This is a genomic window from Pseudomonas aegrilactucae (genome assembly GCF_019168305.1).
GTDB classification, from domain to species: Bacteria; Pseudomonadota; Gammaproteobacteria; order Pseudomonadales; family Pseudomonadaceae; genus Aquipseudomonas; species Aquipseudomonas aegrilactucae.
The window spans coordinates 1-15,572 of sequence record NZ_JAHTBI010000054.1 but is presented as its reverse complement, the minus strand read 5'-3'; the positions used below and the strand labels follow the sequence as shown (position 1 = coordinate 15,572).

The following is a 15,572-nucleotide window of genomic DNA, read 5'->3' as shown; positions in this document are numbered from 1 at the left end:
ACAGCGGGAGCGCTGTGCGCTCCTTCGCTGGCAAGCCAGCTCCCACAGGGCTGTCACCCACCGCAAGGGCGGCGCGCTACCTGTGGGGCTGGCTTGTCAGCGAAGGGGCCTGACAGGCCCCGCTTTAGTTTTCAGCGCAATCCCAGCACAATGGTCGACCTTTCAAGCGTCACCCGTAGGAACCTGCATGAAACTCGACAAACCCGCCGCCATCGCTCGTCGCAACCAGGCGCTGGAACGCCCGGTGCTCAACAGCGACAACACCCTGTTCGCCGTGCTCGATACCAAGCGCAGCCTGTGGTGGTTCGATGTACCGGTAAAGCTGGTGCTGCCCAAGAGCGTGGCCGACTGGGTCAACCTGCTGATCTACACCCCCGAAACCGACCAGGTGCAGCACCTGAAGGTGCCGGTCAACTTCCTGCGTGCACACCTTGAGAAAATGGAAGTGCGCAAGCCAGGCAAGCGCCGCTCGACCATCAGCCTGGCGCTGAGCGCCGATCGCGACTCGTTGCTGCAGGACCTGCGTCCAGGCGGCGACAACCTGAGTTTTGCCGCCTTCGTGCAGGTCTGATCAGACCAGTTCGATACGGTCGGCGTGAATCACGATGCGACCGTCCTTGTACAGGGCGCCGATGGCTTTCTTGAAGTTGCCCTTGCTCACCCCGAACAGGTCGCTGATGACCTGCGGGTCGCTCTTGTCGCTGACCGGCAGCACGCCGTTGGCGGCCTTGAGCTTGTCGAGGATCTTGTCATTGAGGGTGCTGGCCAGGGCCTGACCGATCGGCTGCAGGCTCAGGGCAATCTTGCCGTCGCTGCGCAGCTCCTTGATGTAGCCCTTCTCCTGCTTGCCCGAACGCAGGAACTTGAACACCTCGTTCTTGTGGATCAGGCCCCAATGCTTGTTGTTGATGATGGCCTTGAAGCCCATGGGGGTTTCTTCGGCCACCAGCAGGTCGACTTCCTGGCCCACGCTGTAGTTGGCCGGCAGCTTGTCCAGGTAGCGGTCAAGACGCGCGGTGGCGGTGATGCGGCGGGTGCGCTTGTCGAGGTAGGCATGCACCACGCAGTACTCGCCCGCCTTCATCTGGCGCTTCTCTTCGGAGTACGGCATCAGCAGGTCCTTGGGCAGGCCCCAGTCGAGGAAGATGCCGATGCTGTTGATTTCCACCACCTTGAGGCTGGCGAACTCGCCCACCTGCAACTTGGTTTTTTCCGTGGTGGCGATCAGCTTGTCTTCGCTGTCGAGGTAGATGAAGACGTTCAGCCAGTCCTCGACCTCGGTGGGCGTGTCCTTGGGGATGTATCGATTGGGCAGCAGAATTTCGCCGTCCGCCCCGCCGTCCAGGTACAGACCGAAGTCCGTGTGCTTGACCACTTGCAAAGTGTTGTAACGCCCAACTAAAGCCATTTCCGGAAATCCTCGTTGCGAGGCTGGCATTCTACACGCTGGCGCTGCAAACCGGCCTATCACGCGCAAAACCGATGAACGGTCGCCCCGCAAACGCCTGGGCCGTTATGCTCTGACAGCTCTGGATCAAGCCTCTTGGGGGCGATGCATGCCCAAATATGCCTGGTTGCTGGTTGCTGTCGTGGGGTGGCAGTTGCCGGTACACGCTCAATTGCTCAAGCGCGAGTTGGGCGATTTCGACCTGAGCCTGGGTTCCACACCCTCGCGCAGCATGGCCCAGGGCCTGGTCAAGCCTGCCACCTCGGGCACCTTTCACGGTGGCCTGGACCTGGCCCACGACAGCGGCTGGTACCTCGGCCAGTGGGCGCCGAGCATGGGCCTGAGCAATGCCGGCAACCTGCAGGTCGACTCCTATGTCGGCTACAAGCAGCCGTACCAACATACCCTGGGGTACGAAGTGGGCGTGATCCACTACAGCTACCCCAACCTCAGCGACGCCGACAGCCAGGCGCTGTATGCCGGCTTGAACCTGCAGGGCCACCGTTTCGGCGTGGCCCTGGGCACCGACCGCAACCGGCGTACCAGTACCCTGTTCAGCGAGCTGGGCCAGTTCAGGCCACTGGACCTCGGGGTCAGCCTCAAGCTCACCCATTACGCCCTCAACACCCCGTTCACCCTTGGCGAGCACGACAGCGTGCAGGCCTTCAGTGACTGGTCGCTGACCTTCTCGCGGCCGTGGCTGGGCATCGACCTGGACCTGATCTACAGCGACTCGAGCCTGACCGACAGCGGCTGCCAGGCCTGGGCCGGGCAGGACCCGCACTGCAGCGGCATGCTCACCTTCAAGGCCGAGCGCGCACTGTTCTGATTGGCGGGAACCGCCAGGGCGTGCATTGTTCTATAACCACAAGGACACCCTGCAAGGATTCGCTCATGTCAGCCCGGCTGCGCCACTTCGTCCATCTGTCATTGCTGATACTGCTATGCGGCGCGGGCATCGCCTGCAGCCGCATCGACCTGGCCTACCGCAACCTCGACGTGCTGGTGCCCTGGTCGCTCAGCGATTACCTGGACATGAACCGCCAGCAGAAAACCTGGCTGGATGAGCGCCTCAAGGAACACCTGGCCTGGCACTGCCGCACCCAGTTGCCCGGTTACCTGACGTGGCTCGATGGCGTCCAGCAGATGGTCGCCAGCAATGAGGTGACCGATCAGCAGTTGCAGGCGCGCACCCGGCAAGCCAAGCAGGCCATTGCCCAGGTGGCCGATCAGATCACGCCTTCGGCGGCGCAACTGCTGCGCGGGCTGGATGACGACCAGGTGAGTGAAATGCGCCAGGCCTTCGCCGACGATATTCGCGAGCGCCAGGCCAAGTACGTGAAGACGCCGCTGGCGCGACAGATCGAGCAGCGTCAGCAGCGCATGGAAAAGCGTCTGACACCATGGCTGGGCGAGCTCAACGCGCAACAGCGGCTGCGGGTGGCGCAGTGGTCGCAGGCGCTGGGCGAACAGAACCGCCAATGGATCGCCAACCGGGCGCACTGGCAGGCGCAGTTCAGTGCAGCCATGGACCAGCGGCGCAGCGAAGGGTTCGAACCGCGGCTGGAACAGTTGCTCAAACACCGCGAACAACTGTGGACGCCCGAATACCGTATGGCCTACCAGCGTACCGAGCAGGAGGCACGACGCTTGCTGGTGGACCTGATGGCGCAGAGCACCGAGCAGCAACGCCAGCATCTGCAGGACAAGCTGGCCAAGGTGCGGCAGGATTTCAGCCAGCTCAGGTGCCTCAAATCCTGAAGAGCTTCAGCTATCCCTTGCCTTGCGCCGATACGGAAACACATCGATCACCTTCCCCGCCCGGATCGCCGCCTGCAGGCTCTTCCAGTAATCGGCGTCATACAGCTCGCCATGCAACTGGCTGAACAGGCGCCGCTGCCCCATGTCGGCAAACAGAAACGGCGGAAACTCCTCGGGGAACACATCCAGCGGCCCGATCGAGTACCACGGCTCACTGGCCATCTCGTCCTCGGGAAAGCGCGGCGGCGGGATATACCGGAAGTTGGCCTCGGTCAGAAAGCAGATCTCGTCGTAATCGTAGAACACCACCCGCCCGTGCCGGGTCACGCCGAAATTCTTCAACAGCATGTCGCCCGGGAAGATGTTCGCCGCCGCCAGTTGCTTGATCGCCAAGCCGTAATCCTCCAGCGCCTCGCGCACCTGCGCTTCGTTGGCGCTCTCCAGGTACAGGTTGAGCGGGGTCATGCGCCGCTCGGTCCAGCAGTGGCGGATCAGCACCGTGTCGCCTTCCAGCGCCACGGTCGAAGGTGCGACCTCCAGCAGTTCGGCCAGGCACTCGGGCTCGAACTTGCTCAGCGGGAAGCGAAAGTCGGCGAACTCCTGGGTATCGGCCATGCGCCCCACCCGGTCGACACTTTTCACCAGGCGGTACTTCTCGATCACCGTGGCGCGGTCGACGCTTTTGGACGGTGAAAAGCGGTCCTTGATGATCTTGAATACCGTGTTGAAGCCCGGCAGGGTGAACACGCTCATGACCATGCCGCGCACGCCGGGGGCCATGATGAAGCGGTCATCGGTGCTGGCCAGGTGATTGATCAGCGCGCGGTAGAACTCCGACTTGCCGTGCTTGTAGAAACCGATGGAGGTGTACAGCTCGGCAATGTGCTTGCCCGGCAGGATGCGCTTGAGAAAGCCGACGAACTCGGCCGGTACCGGCACGTCGACCATGAAGTACGAGCGGGTGAAGGAAAAGATGATCGACACGTCGGCTTCATCGGTGATCAGCGCGTCTATCTCGATGCCGTGGCCTTCGCGGTGCAGCAGCGGGATCACCAGCGGCCACTGCTCGTCCTGGGTGAACAGCCGACCCACCAGGTAGGCGCCCTTGTTGCGGTAGAGCACCGAGCAGAACAGTTCGACCTGCAGCTGCGGGTCCTTGCACACCCAGTCGGGCAGGTTTTCGCGCAACTGCGCCTCCAGGCGCGCCAGGTCGCCGGGCAGGTCGGCGAAGGGCGCCTGGAACGCATAGTCGGCGAAGATCTGCGCCAACATCGGTGCCAACGCGCCTTCGGGACGGTAGAGGCGGGTTTGTGCCGCCCGCTCGTGGCTGCGCAGGGCCGGGCGCGTGGTGTGGATGAACATGCAGCCGTCGCTGATCAGGTCATGGCTGAACAGGCTGCAGAAGATCGAGTTGTACCAGGTCTCGGACAGTTCATCGTCCAGGCGCGGGTCGATCAAGCCGATGTAGGCGCTCTTGACCAGTGGCCAGGACGCCACATCAAGCAGGACGTCGGGTTCGAAGCCGCTGCGTAGCCAGCCGCTGACTTCGCTGACCTTTTCCTCGTAGAGGTTGATACGTGCCGCAGAGGCCGTCTGGATCTGCTGCCATTGCGCCTGCTCGAAGCGCTGGTGGGCGCCGTCGGTGATCTGGCGAAAGTGCTCGCGGTAGTTGTCGAACCCGTCGAGGATCCTGCGGGCGATGGCGGCGGCCGGCCATTGTTGGGGCATGGGTAAGACCTCTGCGGGAATTTCAAAGCCTGAGCTTAGCCAGTCGCCGGGGGCAGCGATAGCCTGAGCTGGCCCCTTCGCCGGCAAGCCGGCTCCCACAGGTACCGCGCCGCTCTCAAGCCAATGGCGTACCTGTGGGAGCTGGCTTGCCAGCGAAGGGGCCACCAAGAATTCACAGCGCAAGAAAGCGGGCGAGCCCCGCCCTCCTTTTACCGTAAACTCGCGCCCCTGCCCCTGTACACCCGGAGAACCCCGTGAGCCCCATCGCCATCACCCGCCTGTTGATTCTCGCTGCCGTGTGGGGGGCCAGTTTTCTGTTCATGCGCATCATCGCGCCGGTGCTGGGCACCTTGCCCACCGCCTTCTTCAGGGTGTCGATCGCCTGCGCCGGGCTGCTGGTGATCCTCACGCTGCTGCGCGTGCGCTGGGATTTCCAGGGCAAACTCAAGGCCTGCCTGGTGCTGGGCATGATCAACTCGGGCATCCCCGCCACACTCTACTCGGTGGCGGCACAGGTACTGCCTGCCGGCTACTCGGCCATCTTCAACGCCACCACCCCGCTGATGGGCGTACTGATCGGCGCGCTGTTCTTTCGTGAAGCCATGACCCTGCCCAAGCTGGGCGGCATCTTTCTGGGCCTGTTCGGCGTGGGCATCCTCAGTGGTGCGGGGCCGGTAGCGTTCGATGCCAAGTTGATGCAAGGCGCACTGTCATGCCTGGCAGCGACCACCTGCTACGGCTTTTCGGGGTATCTGGCGCGGCGCTGGCTGGACCAGCAAGGCGGCCTCGACAGCCGCCTGTCGGCCCTGGGCAGCATGATGGGCGCGACGCTGCTGTTGCTGCCGCTGTTCGGCTTCAGCGTGATCACCCAGCCACCGGCCAGCTGGGGCGGCTGGTCGGTGTGGCTGTCGCTGCTGGGCCTGGGCCTGTTGTGCACCGCCTTCGCCTACATCCTGTATTTCCGCCTGATCAGCGAGATCGGCCCAGTCAAGTCCTCGACCGTGACCTTCATGATCCCGGCCTTCGGCGTGCTCTGGGGCGCGTGGCTATTGGACGAGCCGTTGTCGATGGCGCACCTGTATGGCGGGTTGATGATTGCGCTGGCGTTGTGGCTGGTGCTCAAGCCGGCCAAACGTCTTCAGTTGGCCAGCGACTGATCCACCGAATCGACCTTTTTGACGTCAGGCTTGCGGAACACGAACAGCAGGCCCACCACGATCAGCCCCATGCCCAGCAAGCTCAATGCGGCGAGGCGGTTACCGAAGATCAGGTAGTCCATCACCGCCGTCACCGCGGGCACCAGGTAGAACAGACTGGTGACGTTGACCAGATTGCCCTTGGCGATCAGCCGGTACAGCAGCAGCGTTGCCAGTAGCGACACCACCAACCCCATCCACAGCGCCGAAAACACGAAGGTGGCGTTGAGATTGATCGCCAGCGGCTGGAACGGCGCAAACAGCGCGCACATCAGCAGGCCCGCCAGGTACTGCAACGGCAGCGTGCCCACCGGATTACTGGTGATGCGCTTCTGCATGATCGAGCCGAACGTCATGCTCGCCAACGCCAGCAGCGCAAACAGCATGCCCGCCAGCGAGATGCCGCCCAGGCCGATGCCCTGGTACACCACCATCACCAGCCCGACCAGCCCCAGGCCCAGGCCGAACAGCCGGCTGAACGAGCGCTTGCGCTCCATCAGCACCACCGTAAGGATCGGCTGCACGCCCATTACCGTGGCCATGATGCCGGGGGTCACCTTCAGGTCCAGCGCCAGCAGGTAGAAGATCTGGTAGGCGCCGAGCAGCACACAACCGGTGGCGATCGCTTGCAGCAGCGGGCCACGGCCACGCGGCCAGTGCAGCTTGAGCAGCGGGCCGAGCAGCACCAGGCCGGCGAAGGCAATCGCAAAGCGGATCAGCAGGAAGGCAAAGGGCGAGGCGTGGGCCAGGCCGAGCTTGGAGACGATGGCGCCGCTGCTCCAGAGCAGGACGAACAGGCTGGTGGTGACCGCCGCGGCCACGGAGTGTTTCGAGATAACTGACATGAAATGCCACCTGTATTCGGGCAAGTAAGCCGAACGGTCGGGCTGCACGGTGCAGCCGGCCGTATTCAGTAGTGTTCAGGTGTGGTGGGGCGCAGCCAGTGGCCGCTCAGCCCAGCACTACAACCACGCCTGGTGGTGCAAGAACGCACGCTACGAGGCTACTGACAGGTGGTGGGTAGTGACTGATCATGGCCGGCTGCTGGGCCCCACACACGGCGACTACCGCGACGGGCGCGGTGGCGGATACGGTGGAGGGGCAGGACGCTGGCATGGGCAGGTCTTCGGTGAGGTGAACTGTGGACGAATATAGCCACGGAATTCTGCCTGCGCAACCCTCCCCCACAACCATCGTGCGCTGATCAAAACCTATCAATCGATAAATATTCTCATTTGATAAATGTTTTCGCCTGTCCATTCATTACGCCTGCGCTGCACAGCTAACATCCTCGCCCGCTCGATCAGCCACGCCCTGGCGCGCTGCGCTGATGCACCGAGCAATCAAGACGCTTACTCAAGGATACGGTCAATGGATGATCGATTCATCTCACGCGCGCGAACAGGCGTGATCGCTGCACTCGAACTCACTGTCACACTGGGCACTCCGCTTGGCTGCATCGGCTACGGTATCGTCGCGCAAGCCGCCACCGATACTGAAAAAAGCGATACGCGCAATCAGCTGGTTCAGGAGCTGGGCAGTGACCATCAAAACGATGTCGACCTGGCGTCAGGTAACCTCACGCTGCGAAATCGCGACGTTGTCCTGCCCGGCAATGGCGGCATGGATATAGAAGTGTGGCGGTCCTATGACCTGGCTGCCGTCTCGGCGGGCCTGTCCTCTTCCCATAACCAGTCATTCAAATGGGCGGCACTGGGCCCCGGCTGGCGTATCAGTGCGGCGCCGCGAATAGAGATCGATGACAACTTCCGGCTCTACGACCTGTCGAGGCGCATGTACTATGCCGACGATGGCATCGACAAGTTATGCAAGGGCCAGAACCCATCCACAAGCGACTCGTCTTCGGTAAAAGCCTACCTGCGACTCCCCACGGGCCACGACGAACGGCTTTACTTTGCCCCCACTCATGCCTTGACCAAAAGCGGATGGAAGATCACCTGCGGATCGGGACAGCTTCGTGCATATTCGAGAAATGGCGTCACGTATGACTTCGGCAGTTATGCACAACGCAAGGTCGGCCTGCACGCCATTTCCCGAGGAGACCAGGAGCCGCCTGGCAACTACGACATGCCGCTGCCCAGCCGGAGCACGACCTTTTACCTGGCCACGACCGCCAGAGACGTCTACGGCAACACGCTGAGCTTTACCTACCGCAACCCCGCCAATCACATACCGCCAAGGAATGTACCGGGCGTCAACAACGGCGCCGGTTTCACTGAAGTCATCAATTTCAAGGAAATCGAGGCGTCCGATTTTCCGCTGACTCGGATCAGTGCCGGGGATGGCCGATTCATCGACTTCACCTATAGCGCCGCGAATGGTCGCTTGAGCACGATGACCGACCACACGGGTCGCAAATGGAGCTACCAGTACGCCGCCCTGGGCACGGAAGGCCAACAGGTCTTGAGCAAGGTCACGCCACCGGCGGGAGGATCCTGGTCCTATGCCTATGGTCCGGGCGAGTTCGCAAGCACTGTCCCTCCTCAGACGATTCCCCTCACCGCCGTCAGCATTGCGGCGCGCAAGCTGCAGAAAGTGACCAACCCTTGGGGTGGATCAGTTTCCTACACCTATGGTTTCTACAAGAACGCAGTGGAGTACAGGGATTACGGCGCCCATCCATTCAAAAAGTATGCAGTCTACGAACGGGTTGCCAGCAAAACCCTGTCCAACGGTGGAACCTGGAACTACAGCTACACCCGAGGCAGTGCAGGTGTGCCCGATACCACCAAAGTCACCAGCCCCATTGGTGTCGAGACCTACACGTTCATCGGCCCTGCCTACAACATCGCCACCACGCTTTCGGCCAGCTTCCACAACACGGCATGGCGTATCGGTACGCCAGTCAGCAAGGTCGGTGCCGGTGGTGAAACCGAGACCTACACCTGGCAGAATCGGCTACTGACGACCGCCCCGACGGTGGTTCACGAACTGGGAACGGTCAGGGACCAGCAGTCCTGGGTGGCCGACCTGCAAAAACACACCATCACCCGCAATGGCGCCACCTACACCACCGAGTACGCAGGCTACGATGCCTACGGCAATCCGGGTAGCCGCACCGAAACCGGTCCCAATGGCGGCAGCCGCGTCACGAAGCTGACCTACTTCAACGACCCGACCAAATGGATCATTGGCCGCCTCAAGGACGAACTGTTCCCCGGCAGTTCGGTCACTCGCACCTTCGATACCAACGGCAACGTTCTGGCAATCAACCGCAATGGCGTAGTCACCGGTCATACCTACGACGCGCAGGGCAATCTCGCCAGCCAGACCCGTCCCGGCAACCGCGTGTATACCTATGGCAACTACAGGCATGGCGCCTGGCAAACCCAAGCTCAGCCAGAGGGCATCAGCCTGACCCGCGTGGTCGACAACACCGGCAATATCACCAGCGAGACCAACGGGGAAGGCAAGACCACACGTTACACGTTCGATGGGCTCAACCGCGTAACCTCAATCACCCCACCGTCGGGAACAGCCACGACCATTGCCTATACACCGACGCAAAAAACCTCCACCCGCGGCGCGCAGATCGAAACCACCCGGTATGACCCGTTCGGTCAAGTGGCCAGCATGACGCTGGGCGCAATCACCACGCGTCACGAGTACGACGCCCTGGGCCGACAGACCTTCGTGTCGCATCCGGGCGCTGCTACCGGCACCCGCTATCAATACGATGCGATGAACCGAGTCATCCGCACCACCCACGCCGACGGTACCTTCCAGTCAACCGCCTACGGCCCCGGCACCCAGACTGTCACCGATGAGCGCGGCAAGGTCAGCACGTCCACCTACAGGTATTACGGTGACCCGTCGCAGGGGCAACTGATGGCGATTGTCGCAGCCGAACCCAGCGCCAACGTGACCTTGAGCCGCGATACCCGCGACCAGATCACCGCCGTGACCCAAGGCGGTCTCAAGCGCAGCTACAGCTACAACGTCAACGGCTACCTTGTCTCGGTCACCAACCCGGAAACCGGTGTGACTACCTATGGCCGAGATATCGCCGGCAACATGACCACGCGTGCCGTGGGCGCTTCCGGCGTTACCCGCTACGCCTACGATGGCCAGAATCGTCTTACCTCGGTGACCTACCCAGGCACCACGCCCGCGGTGACCAAAACCTATAACAAGAACGGCAAGCTGCTGACCAGCAACGCAGCCGGTGGCAACCGCAGCTTCGCCTACGATGCGGCTGGCAACCTGATCCAGGAGACCCTCGCACTCGACGGCAAAAGCTTCACCGCCAAGTACGCCTACAACGGTCTGGACCAGCTCAGTAGCGTGACCTACCCGCAGTCTGGTCGGGTGGTAACCTACGCCCCGGACGCCCTGGGCCGCCCCACCACCGTCAGCGGTTATGTCAACAACGTCAAATACTGGCCGAGCGGGCTGATCCAGCAGATCACCTATGCCAACGGCACGGTGAGCAACTACGGGCAGAACCCGCGCCTGTGGCCAGCGACGTTCAACACCCAGAAAACCGGGGGTAGCCTGTATCTCAACAGCAGCTACACCTACGACGGCACCGGCAACCTGGCGACTATCCGTGATACCGCCAACAGCGCCTTCAATCGCACCCTGGGCTACGACAACATCAACCGCCTGACCAGCGTCGCAGGGTTCTGGGGCGAAGGCAGCATTGCCTACAGTGGCGGCGGCAACATCCTCAAACAGACGCTCGGCCAGTCCACCCTCAACTACAGCTACGACGCACAGAACCGCCTGAGTGCCGTCAGCGGCCTGCGCGCCAACAGCTATGGCTACGACGCCTACGGCAACATCAACAGCAGCCAGGGCAATACCTACACCTACAACGGCGTGCCGAACCTGGTGTGCATCAACTGCAGCAACCCGGCAGGCAAGATCGAGTACCGCTATGACGGCCTCGACCACCGCAGCAGCGTAACCAGGGCGGGCGCCGCTCTGTATGAAATGCACGACTCCAAAGGCCGGCAACTGATCGAACTGAACGGCAGCACACTCACCGAGTATTTCTACCTGGGTGACAAACGCATTGCACAGGAGGTCACCCCATGAGCCTGCGCACAGGAGCAACCCGCATGGATGCGTTGAAAAAAATCGGCAAGCAACTTGGCGTGGCGCTGCTCACGCTGAGCATGACCAACATGGCCATCGCAGGTACTGCCACCTACTTCCATAACGACATTTCAGGCACGCCACTGGCCGCCACCGATGCCGCCGGCAACCTGCTGTGGACGGAGAACTACAAGCCTTACGGTGAGAAGCTGACCAAGTCCCCGGCCAGTGCCGGCAACAGGATCGGTTTTCATGGAAAGGCGTACGACGACGGATCGGGGCTGTCGTACATGGGCGCACGCTACTATGACCCGGCACTGGGGCGGTTCATGGGTGTCGATCCGGTCGGCTTCCAGGAAGACAACCTGCACAGCTTCAATCGCTATACCTACACCAACAACAATCCGTACAAGTACGTCGACCCGGACGGCAACTATGCCTTCCTCATCCAACCGATGATCTACCTGGTCACTGCGCTGGCCGCTGCGGTGACCATCGATACAGTGATGAAAGGGGGGGCTCAACCGGGTGCCAACGGCTTCAACGCAGGCGGTATGGCGTATCCCGGCAGCAATATCGACAGCACAACGCAACCGCAGAGCGGGCGGGTCCACAACGAAAAAACCGACACACCCGACCGTTCCAGACAAAGTACCTCTCGGCCAAACGAAGGCTCACCTAACAGTGACTTCTGGCCGGGCAAACGCGAAGACGGCTCAACGGCTGACGGGCGCCGTTTTGGCAAGGATGGTCGCCCTGAAGTCGATTATGATCACAGTCACGGTAATCACGTAGGTACCAATGGGCAACCGTTAGGCGACCATGCTCACAACTGGGACAGTAAACCCGATGGATCAATCAGGAGAGGCCCGCCATGCCAGTACTGCCAACTCAAGTGAATCTCGATGACTGGACCACGCTGGACTCCGAAGAGGCCGTGAACCAGTTGATCAACACGTTTGGCGGCTTCAGCGATTGCATCCTGACCCGACATGAAAGCTGGGGCGAGTGTCACGTCGATGACGATTTGTGCATTGTCTACCCGCCGCCAGCGTTCGCCGCCGACCAGAAACTGCGGGCCACCTTTGAACGTCAGTCAGCACATGTCAAATCCGTTGAGCTGCTTTTCCTCGGTTTGAAGTGCCTTCAGGTCATCGCCAGAGACGCACATCGTGATGGCATCATCAATACGGTAAGGATCGAGCGTCTGGAAGATGGCGACCTGTCGTTTGTTGCCTCTGCACAGGAAAACGCTGAAGGTATTTTCTCTGCCACGGCGCGTTCCATTCTCTGGCGCGAAGCCTGAACCTTAACGCCCTTCGCGCCCGTCACCGGCTTTGCCGGTGACGGGCGCTCCTCAACTCCCCTCCCCCAACGGCTGCATCAACTGCAACTGCTGGCGATACTCATCGGTGATCTGCCGCGCACTGCTGCCGTCGGACACCACCTTGGGCGTGATCCCTTGACGGTCATCACCGTGCACTAGCAGCTCCTCGAGCAGGGATATCAGAAGCCCCCGTTAATGAGGTGCAGCTACCGTGGGGAGCGTATAAAACCCCGAACGATTTAACCTACACTCCAAGTGGTTACTGATGAAAAATAAAAGTACGATTTTTGAACATCTAACCTCAAGTCGAAACATGCTGCTAAATGGCAGACCTAACGTGCATGTCGAGCCCTGCTTGAAACTAGCACTGAGCGCACTGAGTGAAGTCGAATTGCCTTATATCCGTGCCATTCTGGAAACCTGTCTCGCAGAGGTCTTGCTTCAAATTGAACGAACCGACTTCCGCAGTGCGGGGTTGATACTGAATCTGATACATAACTTACCGCACGACCAAGCCAGCGAAGAACGGTGGGACATAGATTATTTTCTGGGCAGCGAGCTCTGTGGTTTTCTGGAACATTTCAATGAAATAAATTCGTCGAGAAAAATCACGTTATGCGTAATGAAAAACATTGGAGTTCAACATACTGATCGCCACTGACACGCCTCTGAACAAATCCTAGCGTGAGAAAACAGATTAAAAAACGCCAACTGATTACAATTACGACCGGGCAGAGGCCGCGTCAAAGGGCGAATCGGTTGCACAACTCATCCCAGTCAATGTACCGGCCAGCCCTGTGATGGCCGAACGCCTCATGCGCCGACTGACCTTTCTTGAGGAGTCCATCTTGTGCAACTTCAGGGACGATCTTAAACAGTAGAGTCCCCATCGTCCGTCAAACTGCCCGGAGCCTGCTGGGTCGAGCACCGGGCAAGTCGGCATTCAAAGGGCGAGCGACTGATCCACTGAACCGACCTTTTTGACGGCGGGCTTGCGGAACACGAACAGCAAGCCCACCACGATCAGCCCCCTACCCACCATCGGCGCTTTTTTGTGTCCGTGGTTTCGTTTTATGGTGGCTGCGTGGGGGAGATATTCGGGTCTGCCGGGTTCCTTTTGCCCCGGTCTTGCAGACCCCCACGTAGCCGCCACCCTATCAACTGCAGTAACGCGTTGATCGAATCGGTACTTGATGGCATGGAGGCGAAAGCGGCAAGCGACTAACGGCGTAATGCCCGGGCCGCAGACGCGGCCCACAGGTGGTACGCCCGCGCCTTAACGGGAGCCTACGTTGGCATGAGCGAAGCCGTTAATCCCGATGTGTTCCATTTCAGTCACATAACATCTAAAAGGAAAACATTCCCAACGCTTCGAATAATCCTTATGAATAAGGATTTTTATTGACTCGCATTCGTCTGCCACTATTATTTTTGCCTTGGCACTTAACGTCGTGTGGTGCACGTCCGTGTAATGAGAGAGGCGACAATGGCATACCCAAGCACCTTGGACTTCCTGGAAAGCTTCGGCATTGAGCCTACCGAAGTAGACTCAAGCATCGCAATGTCCCGCTACTTGGTAAAGTCCGGAACCTCCGGGGTGGTGTTCGATTTTTCTTTCAGCGAAATCATGAACTCGTTTCAGGTATCCATGTGCCTGGGCAACCAGGTGCTAGCAACCCTTTCATCCGAAGGCGTGGAAACCATAGATATCTTTCACGACCCGCAGGCTGATGGCATTCGAATACGCTTCAATATTGACAACTCATTGGCGCACGCCAGGCTGACACTGTCGCCTGACATCAACTTGCACTGGTCGATACTGTGCAACACTTGATCGCTTCAAACCTCAAATGAAATCCCCGTACGTTCTGACAAACAGTCGACTCAACACGGCATCAACCTGCACACATGATAAAAAACTTCATTATTTCCTCGTCAGTAAACCTTAAGTTTGACGGACAGGAACCCGACCTGCACAACTGCTACCGTGTTCAAACGATCACACACTGCAGTCAGACCAGAACGCTCGAGATCATATTTTCACAAACGTATCCACCGAACGCACCCACTACGCTGATCACACTCGAATTCAGCAACATTACGACCGTGAGCGTGTCCGAAAACATATTCAATCTGAGAGAACCCTACCTGGAGGAGATGGGGTATAAAAACCCTGATGACACTGACCTCGACTGGTTAATCGAACAGCGAAAATCCGCGCCTGAAGACCACTTGATATTACGATTCTGCGATGACGAATACATTCGTATCTATTGCGATCGCGCCACGGCGACAACAACACAAAAGCCAGAATCAATTCTGAAACTTTGAATCCGCCTTGGTCGACTTCGCTGGCACACCACCGCGACATTGAACGGGAACGTACACAGCGACAGCGTCCTCTTCAGAGAACAGGCATATGCACAAAAGCATCAGGCACCAGATACTGGTTATATTTCTTTCATTCTCACTCATCGGTATAGCGAGCGCCTTTCAAGTCAACGAAATCACCCTCGACGAAAAAGTAGCGCGTTCGGAACTCGTCATCATCGGCGATGTTATCAGTACCCTCAGACACACTGGCGACTTCGGTTACGATGTAGCCGTGATCACGCCGTTCACTGTTCTCAAAGGCACCGTGAGCAGTGACATCAGGGTAGCCTTCAACGGGACCCTTTCAGAGTCTCGACCCCGGTGCTGTGAAAAAGGAGGGCGCTACTTGTTCTTCATCGCAAAAAACCCAAGCGGCGACTACTTTTCCATCAATGGACCTTATGGCATATTCCGAATTGATCGAGCAAACAGCCCCGCAACACCGTGAATGCAATATGTCACATCTTCAACGTCGAACCGTGAAGCAAACTTGAACATGCCACTGTTCAATTATGACGACATCGTCAAACCCACCCACACAGCCCCCTCCTCTGCCCGCCCGGGCAGCAAGGCATGGGTTGTCGGTATATACGAGGTACGTCACGGCGACTTTCTGAAAAAGTTTCCAGACGGCGTGGTGTATACCATCGAATTTGAAGGTATGCGATCCATAAACCCC

15 protein-coding genes are annotated in these 15,572 nt (G+C 59.6%); 11 read left to right on the top strand and 4 right to left on the bottom strand.

The genetic code is table 11. The features are described from left to right. Positions 1 to 187: 187 nt before the first annotated feature. A complete protein-coding gene (locus tag KUO17_RS16170) occupies positions 188 to 571 on the top strand; it encodes a hypothetical protein (protein WP_217976543.1) in 384 nt (127 codons plus the stop codon). On the opposite strand, the gene KUO17_RS16165 is transcribed toward KUO17_RS16170, so the two are convergent. Continuing rightward, on the bottom strand, positions 572 to 1,408 hold the full coding sequence (locus KUO17_RS16165; protein ID WP_217976542.1) for a CvfB family protein: 837 nt from the start codon (positions 1,406 to 1,408) through the stop codon (positions 572 to 574). It abuts the gene before it with no gap. Between the two features lie 148 nt (positions 1,409 to 1,556). On the opposite strand from KUO17_RS16165, the gene KUO17_RS16160 reads away from it, so the two are divergent. Together KUO17_RS16160 and KUO17_RS16155 are read left to right on the top strand one after the other, a co-directional pair. Continuing rightward, a complete protein-coding gene (locus tag KUO17_RS16160) occupies positions 1,557 to 2,276 on the top strand; it encodes a TorF family putative porin (RefSeq protein WP_217976541.1) in 720 nt (239 codons plus the stop codon). Between the two features lie 65 nt (positions 2,277 to 2,341). Further along, positions 2,342 to 3,208, top strand: coding sequence for a DUF6279 family lipoprotein (locus KUO17_RS16155; RefSeq protein WP_217976540.1), 867 nt, complete (start codon positions 2,342 to 2,344; stop codon positions 3,206 to 3,208). Between the two features lie 6 nt (positions 3,209 to 3,214). Here KUO17_RS16155 and aceK read toward each other — a convergent pair whose 3' ends face one another. Next, positions 3,215 to 4,936 carry a bifunctional isocitrate dehydrogenase kinase/phosphatase gene (gene aceK, locus KUO17_RS16150; RefSeq protein WP_217976539.1) on the bottom strand — a complete coding sequence of 574 codons (1,722 nt, stop codon included), beginning with the start codon at positions 4,934 to 4,936 and terminating at the stop codon, positions 3,215 to 3,217. A 254-nt stretch (positions 4,937 to 5,190) separates the two neighbouring features. Here aceK and KUO17_RS16145 point away from each other — a divergent pair, with 254 nt between their 5' ends. Next, entirely contained in the window at positions 5,191 to 6,093 is a 903-nt protein-coding gene (locus tag KUO17_RS16145; protein WP_217976538.1) for a DMT family transporter, read from the top strand. On the opposite strand, the gene KUO17_RS16140 is transcribed toward KUO17_RS16145, so the two are convergent. Continuing rightward, positions 6,075 to 6,977: a DMT family transporter gene (locus tag KUO17_RS16140; protein ID WP_217976537.1), complete on the bottom strand. Its 903-nt coding sequence runs from the start codon at positions 6,975 to 6,977 to the stop codon at positions 6,075 to 6,077. The two genes, KUO17_RS16145 and KUO17_RS16140, sit on opposite strands and share 19 nt — an antisense overlap. Before the next feature lie 526 nt (positions 6,978 to 7,503). Here KUO17_RS16140 and KUO17_RS16135 point away from each other — a divergent pair. Genes KUO17_RS16135 through KUO17_RS16125 form a run of 3 tightly spaced genes read left to right on the top strand, consistent with a single transcriptional unit; the run spans position 7,504 to position 12,499 of the window. Continuing rightward, positions 7,504 to 11,193, top strand: a complete 3,690-nt coding sequence (locus KUO17_RS16135) for a hypothetical protein (RefSeq protein WP_255263620.1) — start codon at positions 7,504 to 7,506, stop codon at positions 11,191 to 11,193. Beyond that, positions 11,190 to 12,092, top strand: a complete 903-nt coding sequence (locus KUO17_RS16130; RefSeq protein ID WP_255263619.1) for an RHS repeat-associated core domain-containing protein — start codon at positions 11,190 to 11,192, stop codon at positions 12,090 to 12,092. Before KUO17_RS16135 ends, KUO17_RS16130 begins: the two co-directional genes overlap by 4 nt. Further along, positions 12,068 to 12,499: a hypothetical protein gene (locus tag KUO17_RS16125; RefSeq protein WP_217976536.1), complete on the top strand. Its 432-nt coding sequence runs from the start codon at positions 12,068 to 12,070 to the stop codon at positions 12,497 to 12,499. Before KUO17_RS16130 ends, KUO17_RS16125 begins: the two co-directional genes overlap by 25 nt. Positions 12,500 to 12,550: 51 nt before the next feature. On the opposite strand, the gene KUO17_RS26710 is transcribed toward KUO17_RS16125, so the two are convergent. Next, positions 12,551 to 12,676 (bottom strand): hypothetical protein, encoded by a 126-nt coding sequence (locus KUO17_RS26710; protein ID WP_255263618.1) that lies wholly within the window; start codon positions 12,674 to 12,676, stop codon positions 12,551 to 12,553. A gap of 199 nt (positions 12,677 to 12,875) precedes the next feature. On the opposite strand from KUO17_RS26710, the gene KUO17_RS16120 reads away from it, so the two are divergent. The 4 genes from KUO17_RS16120 to KUO17_RS16105 all read left to right on the top strand — a co-directional run. Further along, positions 12,876 to 13,181, top strand: a complete 306-nt coding sequence (locus KUO17_RS16120; RefSeq protein WP_255263617.1) for a hypothetical protein — start codon at positions 12,876 to 12,878, stop codon at positions 13,179 to 13,181. An 825-nt stretch (positions 13,182 to 14,006) separates the two neighbouring features. Continuing rightward, positions 14,007 to 14,354 (top strand): hypothetical protein, encoded by a 348-nt coding sequence (locus KUO17_RS16115; RefSeq protein ID WP_217976534.1) that lies wholly within the window; start codon positions 14,007 to 14,009, stop codon positions 14,352 to 14,354. A 585-nt stretch (positions 14,355 to 14,939) separates the two neighbouring features. Continuing rightward, entirely contained in the window at positions 14,940 to 15,341 is a 402-nt protein-coding gene (locus KUO17_RS16110; RefSeq protein ID WP_217976533.1) for a hypothetical protein, read from the top strand. 48 nt (positions 15,342 to 15,389) lie between these two features. Further along, a partial coding sequence (locus KUO17_RS16105; RefSeq protein WP_217976532.1) for a hypothetical protein occupies positions 15,390 to 15,572 on the top strand: 183 nt, incomplete at its 3' end.